General features: G+C 71.2%; 21 protein-coding genes. 13 read left to right on the plus strand and 8 right to left on the minus strand.

The genetic code is table 11. The annotated features are described in order from the left end of the window. Nucleotides 1-56 precede the first annotated feature (56 nt). From ACZ47G_RS28750 to ACZ47G_RS28770, 5 genes are all read left to right on the plus strand, one after another. Nucleotides 57-1,103: an aspartate-semialdehyde dehydrogenase gene (locus tag ACZ47G_RS28750; protein WP_465747500.1), complete on the plus strand. Its 1,047-nt coding sequence runs from the start codon at nt 57-59 to the stop codon at nt 1,101-1,103. Nucleotides 1,104-1,452: 349 nt separating this feature from the next. Then, a complete protein-coding gene (locus tag ACZ47G_RS28755; RefSeq protein ID WP_465747502.1) occupies nt 1,453-2,742 on the plus strand; it encodes an NYN domain-containing protein in 1,290 nt (429 codons plus the stop codon). A gap of 73 nt (nt 2,743-2,815) precedes the next feature. Beyond that, nucleotides 2,816-3,814: an ABC transporter ATP-binding protein gene (locus tag ACZ47G_RS28760; RefSeq protein ID WP_465747504.1), complete on the plus strand. Its 999-nt coding sequence runs from the start codon at nt 2,816-2,818 to the stop codon at nt 3,812-3,814. Next, nucleotides 3,811-4,620, plus strand: a complete 810-nt coding sequence (locus ACZ47G_RS28765; RefSeq protein WP_465747506.1) for an ABC transporter permease — start codon at nt 3,811-3,813, stop codon at nt 4,618-4,620. Before ACZ47G_RS28760 ends, ACZ47G_RS28765 begins: the two co-directional genes overlap by 4 nt. A 48-nt stretch (nt 4,621-4,668) precedes the next feature. Beyond that, nucleotides 4,669-5,436, plus strand: a complete 768-nt coding sequence (locus ACZ47G_RS28770) for a hypothetical protein (RefSeq protein ID WP_465747508.1) — start codon at nt 4,669-4,671, stop codon at nt 5,434-5,436. Nucleotides 5,437-5,547: 111 nt separating this feature from the next. Here ACZ47G_RS28770 and ybaK read toward each other — a convergent pair whose 3' ends face one another. From ybaK to ACZ47G_RS28805, 7 genes are all read right to left on the minus strand, one after another. After that, nucleotides 5,548-6,042, minus strand: coding sequence for a Cys-tRNA(Pro) deacylase (ybaK, locus tag ACZ47G_RS28775; RefSeq protein WP_465747510.1), 495 nt, complete (start codon nt 6,040-6,042; stop codon nt 5,548-5,550). A 17-nt stretch (nt 6,043-6,059) separates the two neighbouring features. After that, nucleotides 6,060-6,794, minus strand: coding sequence for an LON peptidase substrate-binding domain-containing protein (locus ACZ47G_RS28780; protein WP_465747512.1), 735 nt, complete (start codon nt 6,792-6,794; stop codon nt 6,060-6,062). Nucleotides 6,795-6,871: 77 nt separating this feature from the next. Continuing rightward, on the minus strand, nt 6,872-7,714 hold the full coding sequence (locus tag ACZ47G_RS28785; RefSeq protein WP_465747514.1) for a hypothetical protein: 843 nt from the start codon (nt 7,712-7,714) through the stop codon (nt 6,872-6,874). Between the two features lie 161 nt (nt 7,715-7,875). After that, the gene (locus tag ACZ47G_RS28790; RefSeq protein WP_465747516.1) at nt 7,876-8,964 is read right to left on the minus strand and encodes a radical SAM protein; all 1,089 of its coding nucleotides are present in this window, start codon (nt 8,962-8,964) and stop codon (nt 7,876-7,878) included. Nucleotides 8,965-8,983: 19 nt separating this feature from the next. Next, complete coding sequence (locus ACZ47G_RS28795) at nt 8,984-9,517, minus strand: class IV adenylate cyclase (protein ID WP_465747518.1); 534 nt, start codon at nt 9,515-9,517, stop codon at nt 8,984-8,986. Further along, nucleotides 9,514-10,113 carry a P-loop nucleotide/nucleoside kinase family protein gene (locus tag ACZ47G_RS28800; RefSeq protein WP_465747520.1) on the minus strand — a complete coding sequence of 200 codons (600 nt, stop codon included), beginning with the start codon at nt 10,111-10,113 and terminating at the stop codon, nt 9,514-9,516. Before ACZ47G_RS28800 ends, ACZ47G_RS28795 begins: the two co-directional genes overlap by 4 nt. Nucleotides 10,114-10,205: 92 nt before the next feature. After that, a complete protein-coding gene (locus tag ACZ47G_RS28805; protein ID WP_465747522.1) occupies nt 10,206-10,727 on the minus strand; it encodes an ATP-binding protein in 522 nt (173 codons plus the stop codon). Nucleotides 10,728-10,976: 249 nt separating this feature from the next. On the opposite strand from ACZ47G_RS28805, the gene ACZ47G_RS28810 reads away from it, so the two are divergent. The 3 genes from ACZ47G_RS28810 to ACZ47G_RS28820 all read left to right on the plus strand — a co-directional run bounded on the left by ACZ47G_RS28810 (nt 10,977) and on the right by ACZ47G_RS28820 (nt 13,388). After that, the gene (locus ACZ47G_RS28810; RefSeq protein ID WP_465747524.1) at nt 10,977-12,158 is read left to right on the plus strand and encodes a helix-turn-helix domain-containing protein; all 1,182 of its coding nucleotides are present in this window, start codon (nt 10,977-10,979) and stop codon (nt 12,156-12,158) included. Further along, nucleotides 12,155-12,457: a hypothetical protein gene (locus ACZ47G_RS28815; protein ID WP_465747526.1), complete on the plus strand. Its 303-nt coding sequence runs from the start codon at nt 12,155-12,157 to the stop codon at nt 12,455-12,457. Before ACZ47G_RS28810 ends, ACZ47G_RS28815 begins: the two co-directional genes overlap by 4 nt. A 106-nt stretch (nt 12,458-12,563) precedes the next feature. Next, the gene (locus ACZ47G_RS28820) at nt 12,564-13,388 is read left to right on the plus strand and encodes a class I SAM-dependent methyltransferase (RefSeq protein ID WP_465747528.1); all 825 of its coding nucleotides are present in this window, start codon (nt 12,564-12,566) and stop codon (nt 13,386-13,388) included. 635 nt (nt 13,389-14,023) lie between these two features. Here ACZ47G_RS28820 and ACZ47G_RS28825 read toward each other — a convergent pair. Next, a complete protein-coding gene (locus tag ACZ47G_RS28825) occupies nt 14,024-15,601 on the minus strand; it encodes an oxidoreductase (protein WP_465747530.1) in 1,578 nt (525 codons plus the stop codon). Between the two features lie 91 nt (nt 15,602-15,692). On the opposite strand from ACZ47G_RS28825, the gene hisD reads away from it, so the two are divergent. Genes hisD through hisH form a run of 5 tightly spaced genes read left to right on the plus strand, consistent with a single transcriptional unit; the run spans nt 15,693 to nt 19,558 of the window. Then, nucleotides 15,693-17,027: a histidinol dehydrogenase gene (gene hisD / locus ACZ47G_RS28830; RefSeq protein WP_465747532.1), complete on the plus strand. Its 1,335-nt coding sequence runs from the start codon at nt 15,693-15,695 to the stop codon at nt 17,025-17,027. After that, on the plus strand, nt 17,024-18,136 hold the full coding sequence (locus ACZ47G_RS28835; RefSeq protein ID WP_465747534.1) for a histidinol-phosphate transaminase: 1,113 nt from the start codon (nt 17,024-17,026) through the stop codon (nt 18,134-18,136). The genes hisD and ACZ47G_RS28835 overlap by 4 nt, the downstream gene beginning before the upstream one ends. A gap of 6 nt (nt 18,137-18,142) precedes the next feature. Further along, complete coding sequence (gene hisB / locus ACZ47G_RS28840; RefSeq protein WP_350516577.1) at nt 18,143-18,736, plus strand: imidazoleglycerol-phosphate dehydratase HisB; 594 nt, start codon at nt 18,143-18,145, stop codon at nt 18,734-18,736. Next, nucleotides 18,733-18,885 carry a hypothetical protein gene (locus tag ACZ47G_RS28845; RefSeq protein ID WP_360245225.1) on the plus strand — a complete coding sequence of 51 codons (153 nt, stop codon included), beginning with the start codon at nt 18,733-18,735 and terminating at the stop codon, nt 18,883-18,885. The genes hisB and ACZ47G_RS28845 overlap by 4 nt, the downstream gene beginning before the upstream one ends. Nucleotides 18,886-18,922: 37 nt before the next feature. Next, nucleotides 18,923-19,558 (plus strand): imidazole glycerol phosphate synthase subunit HisH, encoded by a 636-nt coding sequence (gene hisH / locus ACZ47G_RS28850; RefSeq protein ID WP_465747537.1) that lies wholly within the window; start codon nt 18,923-18,925, stop codon nt 19,556-19,558. Nucleotides 19,559-19,563: the final 5 nt, after the last annotated feature.

Raw genomic sequence — 19,563 nt, forward strand, 5'->3', positions numbered from 1 at the left:
AAGGCATGATGGGCAGAGTGCGGCTGTAGACAGCACCATTCAGAGGAGTAGTCGGAATGAAGATCGGCATTGTCGGGGCCACCGGCCAGGTCGGCGGCGTGGTCCGCGAGATCCTGGCCGAGCGCGCTGGACTTCCCGGTGGAATCGGCCCGGTGGAGCAGCTGCGACTGTTCGCCTCGGCCCGCTCGGCCGGACGCACGCTGCCCTGGCAGGGCACCGAGATCACCGTCGAGGACGCGGCCACGGCCGACTACACCGGCCTGGACATCGTGATCTTCTCGGCCGGCGGCTCCACCTCCAAGGCCCTGGCCCCCAAGGTCGCCGCAGCCGGTGCCGTCGTCATCGACAACTCCTCCGCCTGGCGCCGCGACCCCGAGGTCCCGCTGGTCGTCTCCGAGGTCAACCCGGAGGCGATCGCCGACCGCCCCAAGGGCATCATCGCCAACCCCAACTGCACCACCATGGCGGCCATGCCCGTGCTGCGTCCGCTGCACGAGGAGGCGGGGCTCGCCGCCCTGGTCGTCTCCACCTACCAGGCCGTCTCCGGCAGCGGCGTGGCCGGCGTGGCCGAGCTGCGGGACCAGGCCGCCAAGGTCGTGGACGGCGCCGCCGCGCTCGCCCACGACGGCGCCGCCGTCGAGTTCCCCGAGCCCAAGGTCTACCAGCGGCCGATCGCCTTCAACGTGGTGCCGCTGGCGGGCTCCCTCGTCGACGACGGCTCCAACGAGACCGACGAGGAGCAGAAGCTCCGCCACGAGAGCCGCAAGATCCTCGGCATCCCGGAGCTCAAGGTCGCCGGCACCTGCGTGCGCGTCCCGGTCTTCTCCGGCCACTCGCTGCAGATCAACGCCCGCTTCGAGCGCCCGATCAGCCCCGAGCGGGCCGTCGAGCTGCTCACCGGCGCCCCCGGCGTCGAGCTGTCCGAGATCCCCACCCCGCTCCAGGCGGCCGGGCAGGACCCGAGCTACGTCGGCCGGATCCGGGCCGACGAGACGGTGGAGAACGGGCTGTCGCTGTTCATCTCCAACGACAACCTGCGCAAGGGCGCCGCGCTCAACGCCGTCCAGCTGGCCGAGCTGGTGGCCGCCGAGCTCAAGCGCTGACGCCCCGGCGCGCAATCGCCGACACCTCGGAGCGCACCCGCTGACACCCCGGGGCGCAAGCGCTGACCGAGCGCACGCGCTGACACCCCTGCCGAGCAGCCCGGCGCAACGTCACGTGACGTTTGGCGGGCCCCGTCGTTGAACGGGGCCCGCCTTCGTGTTTCTTTGCGACTCATTGGGGCGGCTGTTGCGGGACCGGGACATCCTCCGAGGTTCGGGCCGCGAACCAGGGGGAAAAGGTGACCCAACGATCGGGCGGACAAGGGGGCCCCTCACCCCACACGTCCGGCCGACGGGCGGACCGCCCACCCAGACCGACCTACGAGGGCGAGCGGAAAGAGGTGCGCGGATGGACCGATGTGTCGTCCTGGTGGACGCCGGATACCTGTTGGGCGCAGCCGCCAGCCTGCTCGCCGGCGACCCCTCCCGCTCCAAGGTCAGCGTCGACCACACCGCGCTGATCAGCGCCCTGCGCGAACGCGCCGAGGCCGAGACCGGGCTGCCGCTGCTGCGCATCTACTGGTTCGACGCGGCCCCCGACCGCCGCCCGATGCCCGAGCACCGCCGGCTGCGCGTGCTGCCCCGGGTCACCGTACGGCTGGGCGCCCTCACCCGGGCCGAGGGGCGATGGGTGCAGAAGGGCGTGGACGCCGCGATGCACGCCGAACTCTCCGAACTCGCCCGCAACCGGGCCTGCGCCGACGTCGTGCTGATCACCGGCGACGGGGACCTGCTGCCCGGCATGATGACCGCCAAGGAGCACGGCGTGGCCGTGCACCTGTGGGCGCTGCAGGCCGCCGACGGGGACTTCAACCAGTCCGAGGACCTGGTCGGCGAGGCCGACGAGCGCCGGGTGCTGGACCGCGAGTGGATCGAGGGGTCCTTCTCGCTGCGCGACCACAGCACCGTGTTCCCCGCCCCCGGCACGGGCGGCGCCCGGCAGGAGATCGCCAAGATCCTCGCCGCCCCGCCGGCCTCCCTGCCCAGCGTGGCGCCCCCGGCCGTCCGGCCGGCCGCCGCCGCGGCACCCGAAGAACCAGCCGCCGACGGACGTCCGCAGCCGGCCGCGGCGCTGCGGGTGGTGCCCACCCCCAAGGACCTCGCCGGGCGGGTCTCGGCCGTCACCCCGATCACCCCGGCGGCGGGCGTACCGGCCAACGGCCACGCCAACGGCCACGCCGTCAACGGCCACGCCGCCAACGGGAACGCGGCGGGCGGGCCGGTGCTGCGCTGGTCCTCCGACCGGGGCTGGGTCGACCGGCCCGCGCCCGAGCCCTCCGTCACCGCCGGGGACGGCCTGCCCACCCTGGCCCAACTGACCACCGCCGAACAGCGCTGGGCCGACCGCGAGGAGGACATCACCACCATCGGTGGCGACGCCCACGAGGTCGGGCAGGTCTTCGCCCGCCGCTGGAGCGACCGGCTCGGCGACCTCGAACGACTCACCCTGCTCTGGCCCGACTACCCGCGCATCCCGCACCGGGTCGACGGCGAGCTGCTGCGCTACGCGGCCCGCTTCGGGCTGCTCGCCCACAAGGACGACCAGATCGACGAGCACGACCGCTACGCCATCCGGGCGGGGTTCTGGAAGGAGCTGGCCGTCCGGGTGCCGGGCGGCTCGATGGTGGTGGACGACTGACGGCCTCCGGCGGGTTGCGGCGATCGGGCCCCGTTGTCCGGTTCGCCCGTGTGAGCGCGTAAAGTCTCCGGTCGTGGAAGAGACGGCCGGGCGAGCACCCCAGGACACCCCGCCGTGCGTCGCCGTACGCGACCTGGTCAGGACGTACCGCACCGGGCGCGGCGCCGCCGCCACCGAGGTCCGGGCCAATGACGGGATCAGCCTGACCGTCCGGCAGGGCGAGGTCTTCGGGCTGCTCGGGCCCAACGGCGCCGGGAAGTCCACCCTGGTCCGCCAGCTCACCGGACTGCTGCGGCCGGACTCCGGGACGGTCGAACTGCTCGGCCACGACATCGTGCGCCACCCGGAACGGGCCGCCCGACTGCTCGGCTACCTCGGGCAGGAATCCACCGCGCTGGACGAGCTGACCGTCGCCCTGGCCGCCGAGACCACCGGACGCCTGCGGGGGCTCTCGCGCGCAGCGGCCCGTAACGCGGCGGCGGACGTCCTCACCGAACTCGGGCTGGAGCCGATCGCCGCGCGGCCGCTCGCCAAACTGTCCGGCGGGCAGCGGCGGCTCGCCTGCTTCGCGGCCATCCTGGTGGGGGAGCGGCCGCTGCTCGTCCTGGACGAGCCCACCACCGGCATGGACCCGGTCGCCCGGCGGGCCGTCTGGTCGGCCCTCGACCGGCGGCGGGCCGAGCACGGCACCACGGTGCTGCTGGTCACCCACAACGTGATCGAGGCGGAGACCGTGCTCGACCGGGTCGCCGTGATCGACGAGGGCCGGGTGATCGCCTGCGACACGCCCGGCGGGCTCAAGGCGCTGGTCGACGGCGACGTCCGGCTCGACCTGGTCTGGCGGGACGAGGCGCCGATCGGCGTGCCCGCCGTCGCCGAACTGGCCGAACGCGCCGAACGCACCGGGCGCCGCTGGACCGTCCGCACCACCCCCGAGCAGGCCCGCGAGCTGGTCGCCGCCGTCACCACCGGCCCGGCCTTCGCCGCCCTCGACGACTTCACCCTCGCCACCCCCAGCCTTGAGGACGCCTACCTCAAGCTGGGCGGCCGCCACGGAGGACTGGCCAAGTGACGCTGCTCTCGGTGCCCCCGCAGACCCGCCGGTCCACGGCCGCCGCCGCCCCGCTCGCCCCCGCCGCCCGGCTGCTGCCCGCGCTGTCCGCGGTGTACCGGGCGCAGCTCGCCCGGGCGAAGGTGGCCCGGATCCCGCTGCTGTTCGTGGCGACCTTCCAGTCCGTCGGCATCCTGGTGATGATGCGGGGCGTCGTGGACGCCGGGCAGACCTCGGCCGCCCGCTCGGTGGTCGCCGGGTCCAGCGTGCTGGTGGTGGCCTTCGTCGCGCTCAACCTGCTGGCCCAGTACTTCGGGAAGCTGCGCGCCACCGGCGGCCTCGACCACTACGCGACGCTGCCCGTCCCGGCCGCCTCCGTGGTGCTCGGCGCGGCCGCCGCCTACGCCTCCTTCACCCTGCCCGGGACGCTCGTCACGGCCGGCGTCGGCGCGGTGATGTTCGGGCTGCCGCTCGGCCAGCTGTGGGTGCTGCTGGCCGTCGTGCCGCTCGCCGGGGCCGCCCTCTCCGGACTCGGCGCGGCCTGCGGGCTGCTCGCGCCGCGGCAGGAGATCGCGACCATGCTCGGGCAGCTCGGCATGTCGGCGGCCCTGCTGCTCGGTGTGCTGCCGGTGGACCACCTGCCGCAGCCGGTGCTGTGGCTGCGCGACCTGCTGCCCTCGACGTACGGGGTGGAGGCCTTCGCCCGGACCTTCGCACCCGACCCGGACTGGGGGATGGTGCTCGCCGACCTCGGGGTCTGCGCGGCGGTGGGCGTGGTGTCGCTGGCCCTGGCCACCTGGGCGTACCGGCGGGCCGTCGCGCGGTAGGGGCGGCCGTGCGGCCGTCCGTACGGGCGTCGTGAAACGATGGGGCCTGTGACCGTACCGAACACACCTCCGGAACCCGCCCGCGCCGATGTGCCGGCCGAGCCGGGAGCCGTACCCGACCCGTTCGCACCGCCGCCGGTCTCCGCCGAGGAGCCGCCCGCCGGGCTGCCGACGGCGCCGCCCGCGGGCGGGCGCCAGGTGCCGGCCGAGCTGCGGATCGGCTCCGGGGTCGTGCTCGTGTGCCTGCTCGCCGGACTGGTGATGGCCGGGCTGTGGGCCTGGCTGGCGCCCAAGGTGCCGCTGGTCGTGGACGGGGACCGGATCCTCTACGTGGACCCCGAGGGCGAGCAGCGGGCCGGCGCCGACGCGGTGTTCGTGCTGATCGGGCTGGGCGCCGGGATCCTCACCGCGCTCGGCGCCTTCCTGGTGACCCGCAAGCGCGGCGGCGGGATCTCGGTCGCGCTCGGGCTGGCGATCGGCGGACTGCTCGGCTCGTACGGGGCCTGGAAGCTCGGCCGGTGGCTCGGGCCGAGCGACAACCTGATCGCCGAGGCCCGGCGGGTCGGCAACGGCGGGCACTTCGACGCCAGCATCGACCTGGGCGCGCTGGGGGCGCTGCTGGTGTGGCCGATGACGGCGATGGTGGTGCTGCTGGCGCTGTCGGCGGCGTTCGGGAAGCGGGAGGAGGATCCGCCGCCGTACTGGGGGGTGCCGGCGGGGACGTACGGGCCTCCCGTGGAGGGGGCTCCTGCGGAGGGGGCTCCTGCGGAGGGGGCTCCTGCGGAGACGGTTTCGGAGGACCGGCGGCAGGGCTGAGGGAGAGCGGCCAGGTACAGGCCGGGGCCTTCCGTCTCGTGCGGTTCCCCGTGCGGTTCCCCGTGCAGTTCCCGCGCTCCTTTCGGGGCGCGGGGTTTTCGCCGGGTGGGCTCAGCGGGCGATGGGGGCGGTGTGGGCGCGGGTGAGGGTGATGAGGTCGGCGGGGGCCAGTTCCACCTCCAGGCCGCGGCGGCCCGCGGACACGAAGACGGTCGCGTGGGTCAGGGCGCTGGCGTCGATCACGGTGCGCAGGGGGCGACGCTGGCCCAGCGGGGAGATGCCGCCGAGGACGTAGCCGCTGCTGCGCTCGGCGGCGGCCGGGTCGGCCATGGCGGCGCGCTTGCCGCCGACGGTCGCGGCCAGGGCCTTGAGGTCGAGCTGGCCGGCGACCGGCACCACGCCGACGGTGAGGGCACCGTCCACGTCGGCGACCAGGGTCTTGAAGACGCGCTCGGCGGCCACGCCCAGGGCCTCGGCGGCCTCGCCGCCGTAGGAGGCGGCGGCCGGGTCGTGCTCGTAGGAGTGGACGGTGAAGGGGACGGCGGCGGTCTCCAGGGCGACGGTGGCGGGGGTGCCCTGGCCGCCCTTCTTCGGCTTCTTGGCCATGGGGGGCGTGCCTCGGCTCAGTTGGGGCTGAAGGACTGGCGGGTGAGGTCGACCGCGGGCAGCGAGGGCAGCCAGCTGAGCACGGCGCTCTCGCGGCGCAGCAGGTCGAGTTCGGTGCGCAGCCGCTGGGCGGTGTCCGGGCAGGCGAGCAGCCGCTGCTTGACCGGGGTCTCGAACACCGAGGCGGCGGCGACCAGGTAGGAGAGCACCTGGGGGTCGTCCGGGAGTTCCTGGCGGCCGTGGGTGCTGGCCTCGCGGGCGCCGGCCAGCCGCTTCTGGTAGACCCGGAAGGCCCGTTCGACCTCGGCGGCGAGCGCGCCGGAGCCGTCGCCGGGGCGCTCCTCCACCAGCTCGACCTCGCCGGTCAGGTACGGGCCGGTGACGTCCACCGAGTCGCGCCGGAGCCGGAACCGGGTGGTGCCGGTGACCAGCAGCTCGTAGCGGCCGTCGGGCTGGGCCTGGACGGAGGAGATGTCGGCGACGCAGCCGACGTGGTACACCGCCTCCAGCGGGTCCCCGGTGACGGTGCCCAGGCCGTCGAGCGGCCCGGCCGGGCCCTCCTCGGGCCGGACCGGGGAGGTCTCACGGCCGTCCTTGATGGCGAGCACGCCGAAGCGGCGCGGCTCGTCCTCGGACTGTTCGAGCAGATCGGCGACGAGACGGCGGTAACGCTCCTCGAAGACGTTCAGGGGCAGCACGAGGCCCGGGTAGAGCACAGTGTTCAGCGGGAAGAGCGGCAGCCGTTCTGTCACGGCGGACAGCGTAGTTCCCCGGAGGCACCCCTTGTCGCGCGGTTACCGGAGCGCCGACCCGTGGACACGCACCGTGTTCATGCGGTGGCGAGCATCCCGTGCCCGCGCAGCGCTGCGCGGGCACGGGCGATGCCGTCGGGTGTGGCGGTGGCGCCGGTGCCGATCGCGAGCGTTCTGGTGCCGCCGAGGCCCGCGCAGGGGCGGCAGATGCCGGGGTGGGGCACCGGGTCGTGGCACTTGGCGCACTCGGCGGGGGTGGCCTGTGGTGCTCGGGCGGGTGGCAGCTTGCGTTGGAGGCGGTCGCGCAGGATCGCCACCGGGGAGTGCAGTGGAGTGGGCAGGCCGGGGAGTAGGGCGTTGGCCAACTCGGCTGGGGTGCTGCCGCGTTCCAGCCACTGCGACACGAGGGGCGCGAGCTGCTGCGCCTCGGCCTCGCCGAGGCGCAGTCGGGGTTCGGGGCGGATCGCGCGGAAGAGTGCTGCCACCGCCCTGCGGGTCTGCTCGTTCGCTGGCGTCAACTGGGTGGGGAGGGTGGGTACTTCTCCCGGGTTCTTTACTACAGGGCTGTCAGGCGGACCGGTCTCGGGCTCACCGGGGTCCGAGAGGCGGTCACTCGGTGACGCCGCCCGCTGCGGAGTGTCGTACACGTGCACGCGGGTGTGGAGTGTGCCGTCGGGCATCCGGACCGTCTCGACCCGGTAGTACCCGGCGTCCTTCAACTCCTTGAGCGCCCGCCGGATTGCGCCGCGCCCCTGCGTGCTGGTGTCGGCCATGTGCCGCCCGTCCTCGCGCCAGCCGTCGGGGCGGGAGAGGAGATCGGCGAGAAGTCCTCGGGCGGTGTAGCTGAGGCGACGGTCCTGGAGGAGGCCGTTCGGAAGTACGGTGAAACAGCGCGCGTGGGCGCTACGATGAATCTGCATTGGGAGTGTCAGCTCCTGTGCCGGACCCCGGGGTGTTCCACCACCGCCGGGGTCTTCTATGTTCTGTTGATGATGCGGAAAGTAGCACAGTCACTACGCTGAGTGCTAACCGTTTGCGAAATCCGCCAACCACTGCCCGCGTCGCGGTACGCGCGCGTCGATCAGGCGGCGGCGCCGTACTGGCTGGTCAGCCGCCGGACTTCGGCATCCTTGAACGCCTGCACCTCTTCCACGATCCCGCTCTTCGCCAGCCCGGCCACGGGGACGCAGAGGTCCATGCGCTGGATGCAGACGCCGACCATGTACTCGCCCTGGTCGGTGAGGTACAGGCGGACGCCGTAGTAGCCCTCCTGGCAGTCCGTGTCGTTGTTGAACCGGCACGACGCGCAGGTGTCCGGGAGCCGTACCGGCAGCAGGCGCTTGACGTAGACCGCCCTGCTGCCGAGTGCCCGGTAGAGGGTGCGTTCGTCGGAGGTGCCAGCGGTGAACGTCCGGAGCACCGGTTCGGCGCCGACCCGGTCGAGCACGGCGGAGATCGCCGCGATCGACTCCGTTCCGTCCTGGATGCTGGTGAGCATCCGGACGTCCGAGAACTGGCCGTAGGACTCGACCAGGTTGACGACGCGGTCCACGTGGGCCATGCCGGGAACGACGATGTTCACGGAGGCCTTCACGCCGTTGGAGACGGCGGCCCGGATGGTCTGCTCGGCGGCACGGATCTTCGCTTCGGCCAGACCCGCCGACTTGAAGCGGTCGGACTGAACGGCCTTCAGTTCTTCGGGGGTGGTGCCGAAGACGGAGACATTGACCCGGTTGAGGCCGGAGGCCGAGCAGTCCGGCATCACCTGCCGGCCGCGCTCGCCGTTGCTGGTCATGCCGACGCTCAGGCCCATGCCGGTGAGCGCCGCTACCAGTGTGGAGACCTCCGGGTGGAGGGTGGGCTCCCCTCCGGTGAGGTGGACCTCGTCGGCGCCGAACGCCCTCGTCACGGTCCGCACCGCGCGCCGGAAGTGCAGGTCCGGGGTCATCTTCGCGGCGAGGAAGCCGACGCCGTTCGTCTCGCTGTAGATCGACACGCGCCCGGTCCGGCCCGGGCCAGCGACGAAGGGCAGTAGCGTACGGTCCCGGTTGTCGGCGGTGACCGGGGTGCCCTCGTTGTGGCAGAACGTGCAGGCCAGCCCGCAGTCGTCGATCACCTTGATGCGGATGGTCCTGTCCCGGACGACTCGGATCGCCGGGTGTTGGGTCATTGGCAAGGCATGTCTCCTGTTACTCGAAGGTGAGCCGGGGGATCGTCTCGATGTCGATCCCGTACCGGCGGTAGACCTTGGTGGTGTTCTCGCTCGTCAGCTCGGCCAGGGGGAGCCCGAGCGCGGTCGCCGTCGCGTGGACGTGGTCGGCGCTGTCCCCTTCGATCTCCAGGTACGGGGGGATCAGCGGCCACTCGTCGATCTCGATGGCCGCACCGCCCAGCGTCCAGGAGGACCGGCGGTTCTCCTGGTACGCCTTCGGCTGGTATCCGAGCTTGCCGAGGAGCGTGTTCGTGGCGTCGAAGTCGCCGACGGTCGTCTCCGTTTCGGTCACGCCGTCGATGGCGTCGGAGTGGATCTCCTTGACGCACAGCGTGATGTCGGTGCCGGTGTCGCGGAGGCGGACCCAGGTTCCAGGCCGGTCGGGGATGTCGTAGACGTAGCGGCGCTGGAAGCGGTCGGCCACGTGCTCGGCTCCCGCCTCGGCCAGCAACGCGCGGATCTTCTCCGGCTCGACGTTGAGGATCTTCGCCTCGAACTCAGTTGCGGTCATTGGCCGTTGCCTTTCTCGATGCTGTACGGGACACGCGAGCGAACGATATCGGCGATCGCGTGGGCCACCTCCTCCGGCGTGCGGCCGGTGCCGTCCACGCGAAGGAGGCCGAAGGCCCGGTATACGCGGGAGCTCTCGGCGGTGTTGGGCTCCTCCCGCTGGTGCCAGTAGCTGAGCCTCCCGCGCTCGGCGCGCCGACGGAGCCGCTCCTGGCGAGTGCGTTCGTTCACCTCCAGCAGGATCGGCACATCGGGGACGAGGGCCCCGTACGGGTACTCCGGGGTGCAGTCGTGCCCCATGGCCCTGTGCGTGGCGATGGTGCGGGGGAAGTAGGACTCGACCACCACGGTCCGCCCGCTTTCCGTGAGCGTTCTGGCGGCCTCCGACGTGATGTGGTTCGCCATCAGCCACCAGTGGAACCGGGCCGGCAGGACGCCGGTGGCATCCACCTCCGCGCGCATGCGGGGGAACGTGGGCAAGGCGTCGTGCGTGAGGTGAACGCCGTTGACGAAGGCGGCGACCAGCGGGGCGAGGGTGGTCTTCCCGCTCGCGCTGAGGCCGTCGAGGGTGACGAAGGATCCTCGGGGCGTATCCATGCGAACTCCGTTCCTCGGTCGTTTTGTGGGTTGTGGGTTGTGGGTTGTGGCGCCCCGCCCCGGCCGTCGGGGCCGGGGCGGGGCGCTCGGGGTCACGCCGGACGCGTTGGGCGGGCCGCGACCTGGTCGTTGGCGGCGTGCACGAGGACGGTCAGACGCCGATCGCCCGTGATCAACTGGTCAGCAGCGCACTCGAACCACACGGTCTTTCCCGGCCCGGTCGTGTGCCAGCCCCAGGAGTGTGCGAGCCCTTCGAGCAGGAGCAGCCCACGTCCACCCGTGACGGTGTCCTCTGCCGCCTCCCGATCCGGTAGATCCAGGCTCGAATCGGTGACCTCCACTCGAAGCCGTTCTCCGGTCCACCGCACCCTGACCCGGCACCGTGTGTGGGTGTGCTCGATGGCGTTGGCCAACAACTCACCGGCGCACAGCTCCACGTCTCGCAGAGCGGCGTCGGACATGGGCACCTGCCACTCTTCGGCGATCCTTCGGATCAAACGACGGGAGGGCGGCACGGCCGCCGTCTCCGGTTCGACGTCCCATTCCTGTGGCACCGGGAGCGAGGCGGTGTTGGCCCGGCTCATCAACGCGGCCGAGTGGTCGTCGACGGACATACGGTCTCCAGCCGTTGGGAGTTGCGAGGGTAGGGCCCGGTCTGACCCAGGGCGCGGGATCGATGCTGCACGGGCGTCGCCCGGGGGCCTTCCCGACAGCACCGGCGTAACCGGCTCGTCACCCCGGGCGACTGAGAACCATCAAACGCCTGCGGGCTGAGCAGAGACAGGGCGATCCTGTAGGCAGACGCTAGGCAGTTCACTAGGCTGTCTGGCCCTCACCGACGGCACCGCAGAGACGGGCCTCAGATGACCAACGATGCTCTACGAAGGCTTCGTCTCGGGCGAGAGTGGACCCAAGGCGAGGTCGCGAGCCGGGCGAACGCCCGGATCAAGGCCGTGACTGGCCGTGAGTCGGCGATTGACGCCAATGTGATCAGCCGATTAGAACGTGGCGTGATCCGCTGGCCTGATGCGGATGTCCGTGATGCCCTGCGCGGCGTCTTCGGCGTGGCCACGAACGCAGAGCTGGGACTGTTCCCGAAGCGGACCCGGCGGGACCGCGAGGAGGTGAGTGAGTCGAAGCGCCGTGACTTCTTGGCCGTCTCCCTGGCCTCGATCCTGCCCGACGTGGTGCCGTCCCCATCTTCCCTGGGGATGAAGGACGTTGACGACATCGCAGAGCGGACCTTCGCTCTGGAGGAGTGGGACCGGCGCAGCGGAGGTCTTGCCACTCGCCATCTGGCCTTCGGTGAACTGCGAAGCGCTGTCGACCTCACCAAGTCGTCCATGGGACCGCGTGTTCGAGACCGGCTGTGCAGCCAGATCGCCAATCTCGCTGATCTGGCGGCGTGGTCGGCGTTCGACGCGGGCCAGAGCGCTCCCGCGCGAAGCACGTTCGGACTGGGCATCAAAGCGGCCCAAGAAGCCGGTGACGACGGACTGCTGTGCCACGTGGCGACCGGCCTTGCCCGGCAGGAGATCGCCGAGCGTAGGTCCGGAGAGGCAGTTGCCCTGGCCGACAGGGCCATGGGCAACGTGCCCTTGTCGGCGCTCGCAATGATCGCAGCGGTCAAGGCGCAGGCGTACGCCATCCAGGGCGACGAGCCCGAGGTGATGCGGCAGATCGCTCTCGCGGAGTCGATCTACAGCCGCGTCAGTGATCTCCGTAGCGAGCCGCGTTGGATGTGGTACTTCACCGAGCACAAGCTGCACGGCGAGACCGGTCATGCGCTCTACCTGCTTGCGTCGGTCAAGGGGAGACCTGTGTCCGATCTGGTGTCCCGACTGCGCCGAGCAGTGGACTCCCAGACCTCCAACCGCGCCCGCTCGAAGGCGATTGATACCGCCCAACTGGCAACCGTGCTCTACCGTCAGGGCGCCCGGGAGGAAGCCGAGCACTATGCCCATGCAGCCACCGACCTTTCCACCGTGGTCCGCTCCGCGCGACTGGATGCCGCACTGGCCGAGATGAGGAGAGCCCAAGCATGACGATCGAAGACGTGATCAAGGAAGCCGCAGCTCGGGGTGTTACCGGGCTTCCGGAGCTTTCCCGACTCACCCACATCCGCGTATGGCCGGGGGCATCGCAGTGGGTCGGGGAGGTCGGCGAACCGCCCCACAACGAGACCGTGGGGGATGGCATGTTCGACACCAAGGGCGAGGCTCAGGAAGCCGCGTTGAAGGCCGTTGCTGACGGTCGGGCCTTGCTGGTTGCCCTGCTCCCGGCGGATCTCGCAGCGACGGCCGCAGAGTGGGCGGCGCCGACCGTGGTCTCCTGGGACGTTTGACCGCTGTAGGGCGGGTGGGGTGGCCAGTATTTGGGCGGGCCTACGCCCGAGGACACAGGCCCGCCTGTTCTCGACCCGGACTCACGAACCCTCCGGAGCTGCCCGAATGACGAGAAACACGACTCAGCAGGACGCCGCAGTTGCTGACAAGGCGATCCTCGTGAACAGCGCTTACGCCGACGGGCGCCACCTGGTCGCCCGGCAGTCGATCTACCGCTGGCAGCAACCGCAGTACGACCTGCCTGGGATCGTCGTCGAAGAGCTGGCCGGTACCAGCGGGATCGTCCTCGACATCGGCTGCGGCAATGGCAAGTTCGTCAGCCGCCTGCACAGGGATCGTCCGGGCTTCTCGGTCGTGGGAATGGACATCTCGGCGGGCATCCTTGCCGATGTCGAGAAGCCGGTCCTGGTGGCCGACGCCCAGGCCCTGCCCCTCGCCGACAATAGCTCCGACGCCGTACTGGCACTGCACATGCTGTACCACGTCAGTGATATCGAGGCCACGATCAATGAACTGGCCCGCGTCCTCCGGCCTGGCGGCGTGCTCATCGCCTCGACCAACAGCGACACCGACAAGCAGGAGCTGGACCAGCTCTGGGCCAAGGCTGCGGGAGACGTCCTCGGGATTCCTGAGGGGCCGGCGCGCGTCTCGCTCAGCTCCCGCTTCTCCTTGGAGAAGGCTCCCGGCTATCTCGGGACGGCGTTCAAGGACATCCGGGTTCGGAAGTTGCCCGGCACCATCGAGGTCACCGATCCCGCGCCGATCGTCGCCCATCTGGCCTCCTACGCAGCATGGGCCGACCAATGCGGTGTCCCGTTCCATGACACCGTCAGCCGGGCAGCCGAGATCGTCACTGCCACGATCGAGGCCGAGGGGTCATTCAAGATCACAAGCCTTGGCGGCATCCTGATCTGCCGTCATCTTCTCTAGATCTGCATAGGAAGTCGGTCTGGTCGACTTCCTATGCAGGGCAAGAAGCTTGGGAGGTGAGTGGGCAGAGCGAGGAAAGGATCGCGCGCTTATCGTTTCGGCGGCCCCGGTCAATTTGGCCGGGGCCGCCGCTGATTCTGCAGGAAAAACCGCTTGATCGGATTTCGCAAGTTCCGAAGAGTTCTGCGTATTCGGGCGGCCTGGCCGTTTCATGGCCAGGCCGCCCGCGCATTGGAGTGGGTGGGTGGGTGGGTTTTCTACTCTATTTTCAAGTCCCCGTGGTTCGATTTCGCCCCGCCGCGATTTTTATCGCGGCGGGGCGGGGAAATATCTGAAACTATTCTCGTGATTTTCTCGCACCCTGGGGTCTGCTGGTTGACTTCCTATGTGAGCGAGAGGTGTCGAATAATGCCGTCGCCGCTTCGGCTCTGCCGAAGCGGCGACGGGGGGAAATGGCGGCGTTTCGGCGGGCCCGGCCAGCCCTGGCCGGGCCCGCTCCGTTGCTTTGCGGTTTGTGGAAAGGGTGGGTGGGTGGGGCCGCTCTGTTTTTTGGGGGCGGGCTCGTGTCAGAAGACACGGGCCCGCCTAAAGAAAATCTCTTGACCGTGATTCTGGGGTGTGCGGCCGGGGTGGGGTCAGCCGCGTTGGAGGAGGCGGGTGGCGCCGGCCACGACGGTGGAGGCGAGGAGCCAGCCGACGACGACGAGGCCGGCCGAGATCCATTGGGTGATCCCGCCGGGGTTCCAGGCGCCCTGGTTGAGGTCGATGATCGGTAGCAGCTGGTTGAGGGTGTAGAGCACCGGGTTCCAGTGCGGCTTCTCGTCGGACTTGAGCGGTTCCAGCGGGTGGGTGGCGAACCAGATGCTGCCGAGCGCCCAGGCGAGCAGCAGCCAGAGGCCGGCCCGGCCGGGGCGGTAGCCGTAACCGACGGTGACGTCCTGGACCCTGCCCCAGATCCGGGCGGGCAGTGGCAGGGTCTCCTGGCGGCGGCGCTGTTTGGCGTACAGCACGTGCCGGGCGTCGTCGTCGGCCCCGTCGCGGCGCAGGGCGGTGGCGAGCTGCTCGTAGGACTCGGGCTGGAACTCCACCGCGGAGCCCTCCAGCCAGGCGATCCGCTGCTGGACGGTGAACTGGCCGACCGGCCGCAGGTTCTCGTAGACGAACCCGGTGAGCCGCAGGTGCCGGCCGAGCGGCCAGGCCTCGGGGGTGTCGACCAGGTTGCCGACCCGGGCGCGGGACAGCGAGACGGTGCCGGTGGGCCGGATCTTGCAGGTGAAGCGCAGTTCGGGGGTGTGGATGCGGCGCAGCGAGAGCTCGTCGTCACCCTCCAGGTGGAATTCGCCGGAGATCAGGCAGGCGGCCTCGAAGCGGGCGTCCGAGAGGCGCACCTGGCCGTAGGCGCGGAAGGGCGTGCTGGGGGCGTCGGGCGGGGGGCTCTGGCCGTAGCCGGAGCCGTAGTAGCTGCGGGAGCCGAACCAGCCGCCGTCGGCGGAGCTGGTCAGGTAGAGGGTGTGGCCGACGTTGAGCCGTACCGCGTTGAGGCAGACCCGGTTCTGCGGGTCGGCGTGCAGCTGGGCGCCGCGGAGCGAGAACCGGCCGCCTATGCGGGCCGTGCGTACGCTCAACTCGCCTCGGGTCTCCAGGCGTTCGGCCTCGAAGTCCTGGTGGACGGTCATCCCGTCGGCGGACACGGCGCGGCCGTAGCGGTCGCCGCCGATGACGGCCATGTTGAGCAGCAGGTCGGTGCCGATCTTGGCGTCGGTGAGCCGGATGCCGTCGGGGATCCGGCAGCGGGCCAGGTGGACGTCGCCGGTGGTGGAGAGCCGGGAGGCCTCCAGCCGGGGGAGCAGGCAGTCGACCAGGCGCAGGGTGGTGGCCGAGGCCTCCGAGATGAGGACCTTGTGCTCGAAGCGGCAGCCGCGCAGCTCGACGTACCGGTCGATGTGCCCGCCGGCCAGGTTGAGCGCGCCGGTGACGTACACCCCGCTCATCCGCAGCGAGGCGACCCGCCCGGCGGTGGGCCGCGGGCCGGCCAGCAGCAGGTGGGCGAGGACCTCGGCGCCGACCGTCCGCTCGGGCCCCCAGAGGGTGTCCCCGAAGGGGTCGTCGATGTCGTTCCGGCCACACCGGCGGTCGAAGACCTCGCCCTCCCGGAAGGCCTCCCAGAGCTCCCGTTCGGTGTCGGTCCAGCCTTCTGGAGCGCTCTCCGCCATGGTTTCCCCCGTCCCCCCGGTCGTCTCGCCTTTCGTATCACGGACTGAAATGTGGGACCAGCCGTTCCGGCCACTCCTTACACTGGGTGGCGTGATCTCTCGAATCGACCTCCGCGGCTCGCTGGACGACCCGCGTGACCTGCTGCCCCGTGCCGAGTTCGACGTGGCGGCCGCCCTGGAGAAGGTGCGGCCGATCGCCGAGGACGTACGCCATCGCGGGGTCGCGGCGCTGATCGAGATCACCGAGCGCTTCGACGGCGTCCGGCTGGAGTCCACCCGGGTGCCCGCCGAGCAGCTGGCCGAGGCCCTGGAGACGCTGGACCCGAAGGTGCGGGCCGCGCTGGAGGAGTCCATCCGCCGGGCCCGCGCCGTGCACGCCGACCAGCGCCGCACCGGGCACACCACCCAGGTGGTGCCGGGCGGCACGGTCACCCAGCGCTGGGTGCCGGTCGAGCGGGTCGGGCTGTACGTGCCGGGCGGGCTGGCGGTCTACCCGTCCTCCGTGGTGATGAACGTGGTGCCGGCCCAGGAGGCGGGCGTCCGGGGCATCGCGGTGACCTCGCCGCCGCAGAAGGAGTTCGGGGGGCGTGTCCACCCGACCATCCTGGCGGCCTGCGCGCTGCTCGGCGTGGACGAGGTCTACTCCGTCGGCGGCGCCCAGGCGGTGGCGATGTTCGCCCTCGGCACCGAGGAGTGCGCGCCGGTGAACATGGTCACCGGCCCCGGCAACATCTACGTGGCCGCCGCCAAGCGGCTGTTCGCCGGCCGGATCGGCATCGACTCCGAGGCCGGGCCGACCGAGATCGCCGTCCTCGCCGACGACAGCGCGCTGCCGTCCGACGTCGCCGCCGACCTGATCAGCCAGGCCGAGCACGGCCCCACCTCCGGCTCGGTGCTGGTCACCGACTCCCCGGCGCTGGCCGACGCGGTCGAGGGCGAGCTGGTCGCGCAGGTCGGCCGGACCAAGCACAGCGAGCGGGTCGCCGAGGCGCTCGGCGGCCGGCAGTCCGGCATCATCCTGGTCGACGACCTGACCCAGGGCCTCGCCGTGGTCAACGCCTACGCGGCCGAGCACCTGGAGATCCAGACCCGGGACCCGCACGCGGTGGCCGAGCGGGTGGTCAACGCCGGCGCGATCTTCATCGGCCGCTGGACCCCGGTCTCGCTGGGCGACTACGCGGCCGGCTCCAACCACGTGCTGCCGACCGGCGGCTGCGCCTGCCACTCCTCCGGGCTGTCGGTGCAGACCTTCCTGCGGAGCGTCCAGGTCGTCGAGTACGACCGGGAGGCGCTGGCGGACGTCGCCGCGCACGTGGTCAACCTGGCCGACGCCGAGGACCTCCCCGGACACGGGGACGCCATCAAGGCCCGTTTCGTCGGAGACGAACAGAACTGGCACAGCGATTGGACGGTTCCCCGCTCGTGACCACGCGTACGACTCGTATCGACGACCTGCCCATCCGCGACGAGCTGCGCGGCCAGTCCCCGTACGGCGCGCCGCAGCTGGACGTGCCCGTCCAGCTCAACACCAACGAGAACCCGTACCGGCTGCCCGAGGAGCTGGTGGCCCGGATCGCCGAGCGGGTCGCCGAGGCCGCCCGCAACCTCAACCGCTACCCGGACCGGGACGCGGTCGAGCTGCGCGAGGGCCTGGCGGCGTACCTCACCCGCACCACCGGCTTCCCGGTGGTGCGCGAGCAGGTGTGGGCCGCCAACGGCTCCAACGAGGTGCTCCAGCAGCTGCTGCAGACCTTCGGCGGCCCCGGCCGCAGCGCGCTCGGCTTCGAGCCCTCGTACTCGATGCACGCGCTGATCTCCCGGGGCACCGGCACCGCCTGGATCTCCGGCCCGCGGGGCGACGACTTCACCATCGACGTGGACGCCGCCCTCGCGGCCATCGCCGAGCACAAGCCGAACGTGGTGTTCATCTGCTCGCCGAACAACCCGACCGGGACGGCGGTGACGGCGGAGACCGTCCTGCGGCTGTACGAGGCCGCCCAGGCCGCTAGGCCCAGCCTGGTGGTGGTGGACGAGGCGTACGTCGAGTTCTCGCACCGCGCCTCGCTGCTGCCGCTGATCGAGGGCCGCCCCAACCTGGTGGTCAGCCGCACCATGTCCAAGGCCTTCGGCGCCGCCGGGCTGCGGCTGGGCTACCTGGCCGCCGACCCGGCCGTGGTGGACGCCGTCCAGCTGGTCCGGCTGCCGTACCACCTGTCGGCCGTCACCCAGGCCACCGCGCTGGCCTGCCTGGAGCACACCGACACCCTGCTCGGGTACGTCGGCCGGCTCAAGGCCGAGCGCGACCGGCTGGTCGACGCGCTGCGCGCGATGGGCCTGGAGGTGACCGACTCGGACGCCAACTTCGTCCAGTTCGGCCGGTTCGCCGACACCCACGCCGTCTGGCAGGCCATCCTCGACCAGGGTGTCCTGGTCCGTGACAACGGCGTCCCCGGGTGGCTGCGCGTCACCGCCGGCACGCCCGCCGAGAACGACGCCTTCCTGGACGCCGTCCGCACAGTGATCAAGGAGCTGTAACCCTTCATGTCCCGCATCGGACGCGTCGAGCGCACCACCAAGGAGACCTCCGTCCTGGTCGAGATAGACCTGGACGGCACCGGCCGCACCGACATCTCCACCGGCGTCGGCTTCTACGACCACATGCTCGACCAGCTCGGCCGCCACGGTCTGTTCGACCTCACCGTCAAGACCGACGGCGACCTGCACATCGACACCCACCACACCATCGAGGACACCGCCCTCGCGCTCGGCGCCGCCTTCAAGCAGGCGCTCGGCGACAAGGTCGGCATCTACCGCTTCGGCAACTGCACGGTGCCGCTGGACGAGTCGCTCGCCCAGGTCACCGTCGACCTCTCCGGCCGGCCCTACCTGGTGCACACCGAGCCCGAGAACATGGCGCCGATGATCGGCAGCTACGACACCACGATGACCCGGCACATCCTGGAGTCCTTCGTGGCCCAGGCCCAGATCGCGCTGCACGTGCACGTCCCGTACGGGCGCAACGCGCACCACATCGTGGAGTGCCAGTTCAAGGCGCTGGCCCGGGCGCTGCGCTACGCCGCCGAGCACGACCCGCGCGCGGCCGGCATCCTCCCCTCGACCAAGGGCGCGCTGTGAACAAGTCCGCGACGATCCTCCTGTTCGTCGGCCTCTTCCTGGCCGGCGGAGTGATCTCCTTCTGGAAGCAGAAGCTGCCGAAGGGCGTCATCCTGGTGCTGGCCATCGGTGCCGTGATGTGCCTGGGCTCCGGCCTCATGCGCCTCTAGACCCGCCTGGCCCCGTAGAGAGACTGGACACCTGAACATGGGCAAGAACGTCGTCGTCCTCGACTACGGCTCCGGCAACCTCCGCTCCGCGCAGCGCGCCCTGGAACGGACCGGGGCGAACGTCACGGTCAGCTCCGACTACGACACCGCGATGGCCGCCGACGGCCTGCTCGTCCCCGGCGTCGGCGCCTTCGAGGCCTGCATGCGCGGGCTGAAGTCCGTCCGCGGTGACTGGATCATCGGCCGCCGGCTCTCCGGGGGCCGCCCGGTCATGGGCATCTGCGTCGGCATGCAGATCCTCTTCGAGAAGGGCGTCGAGCACGGCGTCGAGACGTCCGGCTGCGACGAGTGGCCCGGCACCGTCGAGCCGCTGGACGCCCCGGTCATCCCCCACATGGGCTGGAACACGGTGGACGTGCCCGAGGGCAGCCGGATGTTCGCCGGCCTGGACCAGGACACCCGCTTCTACTTCGTCCACTCCTACGGCGTGCGGCACTGGGAGCTGGAGAGCCACAGCGCGCGGATCAACCCGCCGCTGGTCACCTGGGCCACCCACGGGCAGCCGTTCGTCGCCGCCGTCGAGAACGGCCCGCTCTGGGCCACCCAGTTCCACCCCGAGAAGTCCGGCGACGCCGGCGCCGCCCTCCTGACCAACTGGGTCAACACCCTCTGACCGTC

The organism is Kitasatospora sp. NPDC030952 (genome assembly GCF_055571335.1).

Coding starts and splice junctions, on each gene's coding strand:
- ACZ47G_RS28785 (WP_465747514.1), bottom strand. CDS start 7,714: ATGCAGATTCATCGTAGCGCCCACGCGCGCTGTTTCACCGTACTTCCG.
- ACZ47G_RS28800 (WP_465747520.1), bottom strand. CDS start 10,113: ATGGATACGCCCCGAGGATCCTTCGTCACCCTCGACGGCCTCAGCGCG.
- ACZ47G_RS28750 (WP_465747500.1), top strand. CDS start 57: ATGAAGATCGGCATTGTCGGGGCCACCGGCCAGGTCGGCGGCGTGGTC.
- ACZ47G_RS28755 (WP_465747502.1), top strand. CDS start 1,453: ATGGACCGATGTGTCGTCCTGGTGGACGCCGGATACCTGTTGGGCGCA.
- ACZ47G_RS28795 (WP_465747518.1), bottom strand. CDS start 9,517: ATGACCGCAACTGAGTTCGAGGCGAAGATCCTCAACGTCGAGCCGGAG.
- ACZ47G_RS28790 (WP_465747516.1), bottom strand. CDS start 8,964: ATGACCCAACACCCGGCGATCCGAGTCGTCCGGGACAGGACCATCCGC.
- ACZ47G_RS28825 (WP_465747530.1), bottom strand. CDS start 15,601: ATGGCGGAGAGCGCTCCAGAAGGCTGGACCGACACCGAACGGGAGCTC.
- ACZ47G_RS28805 (WP_465747522.1), bottom strand. CDS start 10,727: ATGTCCGTCGACGACCACTCGGCCGCGTTGATGAGCCGGGCCAACACC.
- ACZ47G_RS28810 (WP_465747524.1), top strand. CDS start 10,977: ATGACCAACGATGCTCTACGAAGGCTTCGTCTCGGGCGAGAGTGGACC.
- hisH (WP_465747537.1), top strand. CDS start 18,923: ATGGGCAAGAACGTCGTCGTCCTCGACTACGGCTCCGGCAACCTCCGC.
- hisB (WP_350516577.1), top strand. CDS start 18,143: ATGTCCCGCATCGGACGCGTCGAGCGCACCACCAAGGAGACCTCCGTC.
- ybaK (WP_465747510.1), bottom strand. CDS start 6,042: ATGGCCAAGAAGCCGAAGAAGGGCGGCCAGGGCACCCCCGCCACCGTC.
- ACZ47G_RS28815 (WP_465747526.1), top strand. CDS start 12,155: ATGACGATCGAAGACGTGATCAAGGAAGCCGCAGCTCGGGGTGTTACC.
- ACZ47G_RS28820 (WP_465747528.1), top strand. CDS start 12,564: ATGACGAGAAACACGACTCAGCAGGACGCCGCAGTTGCTGACAAGGCG.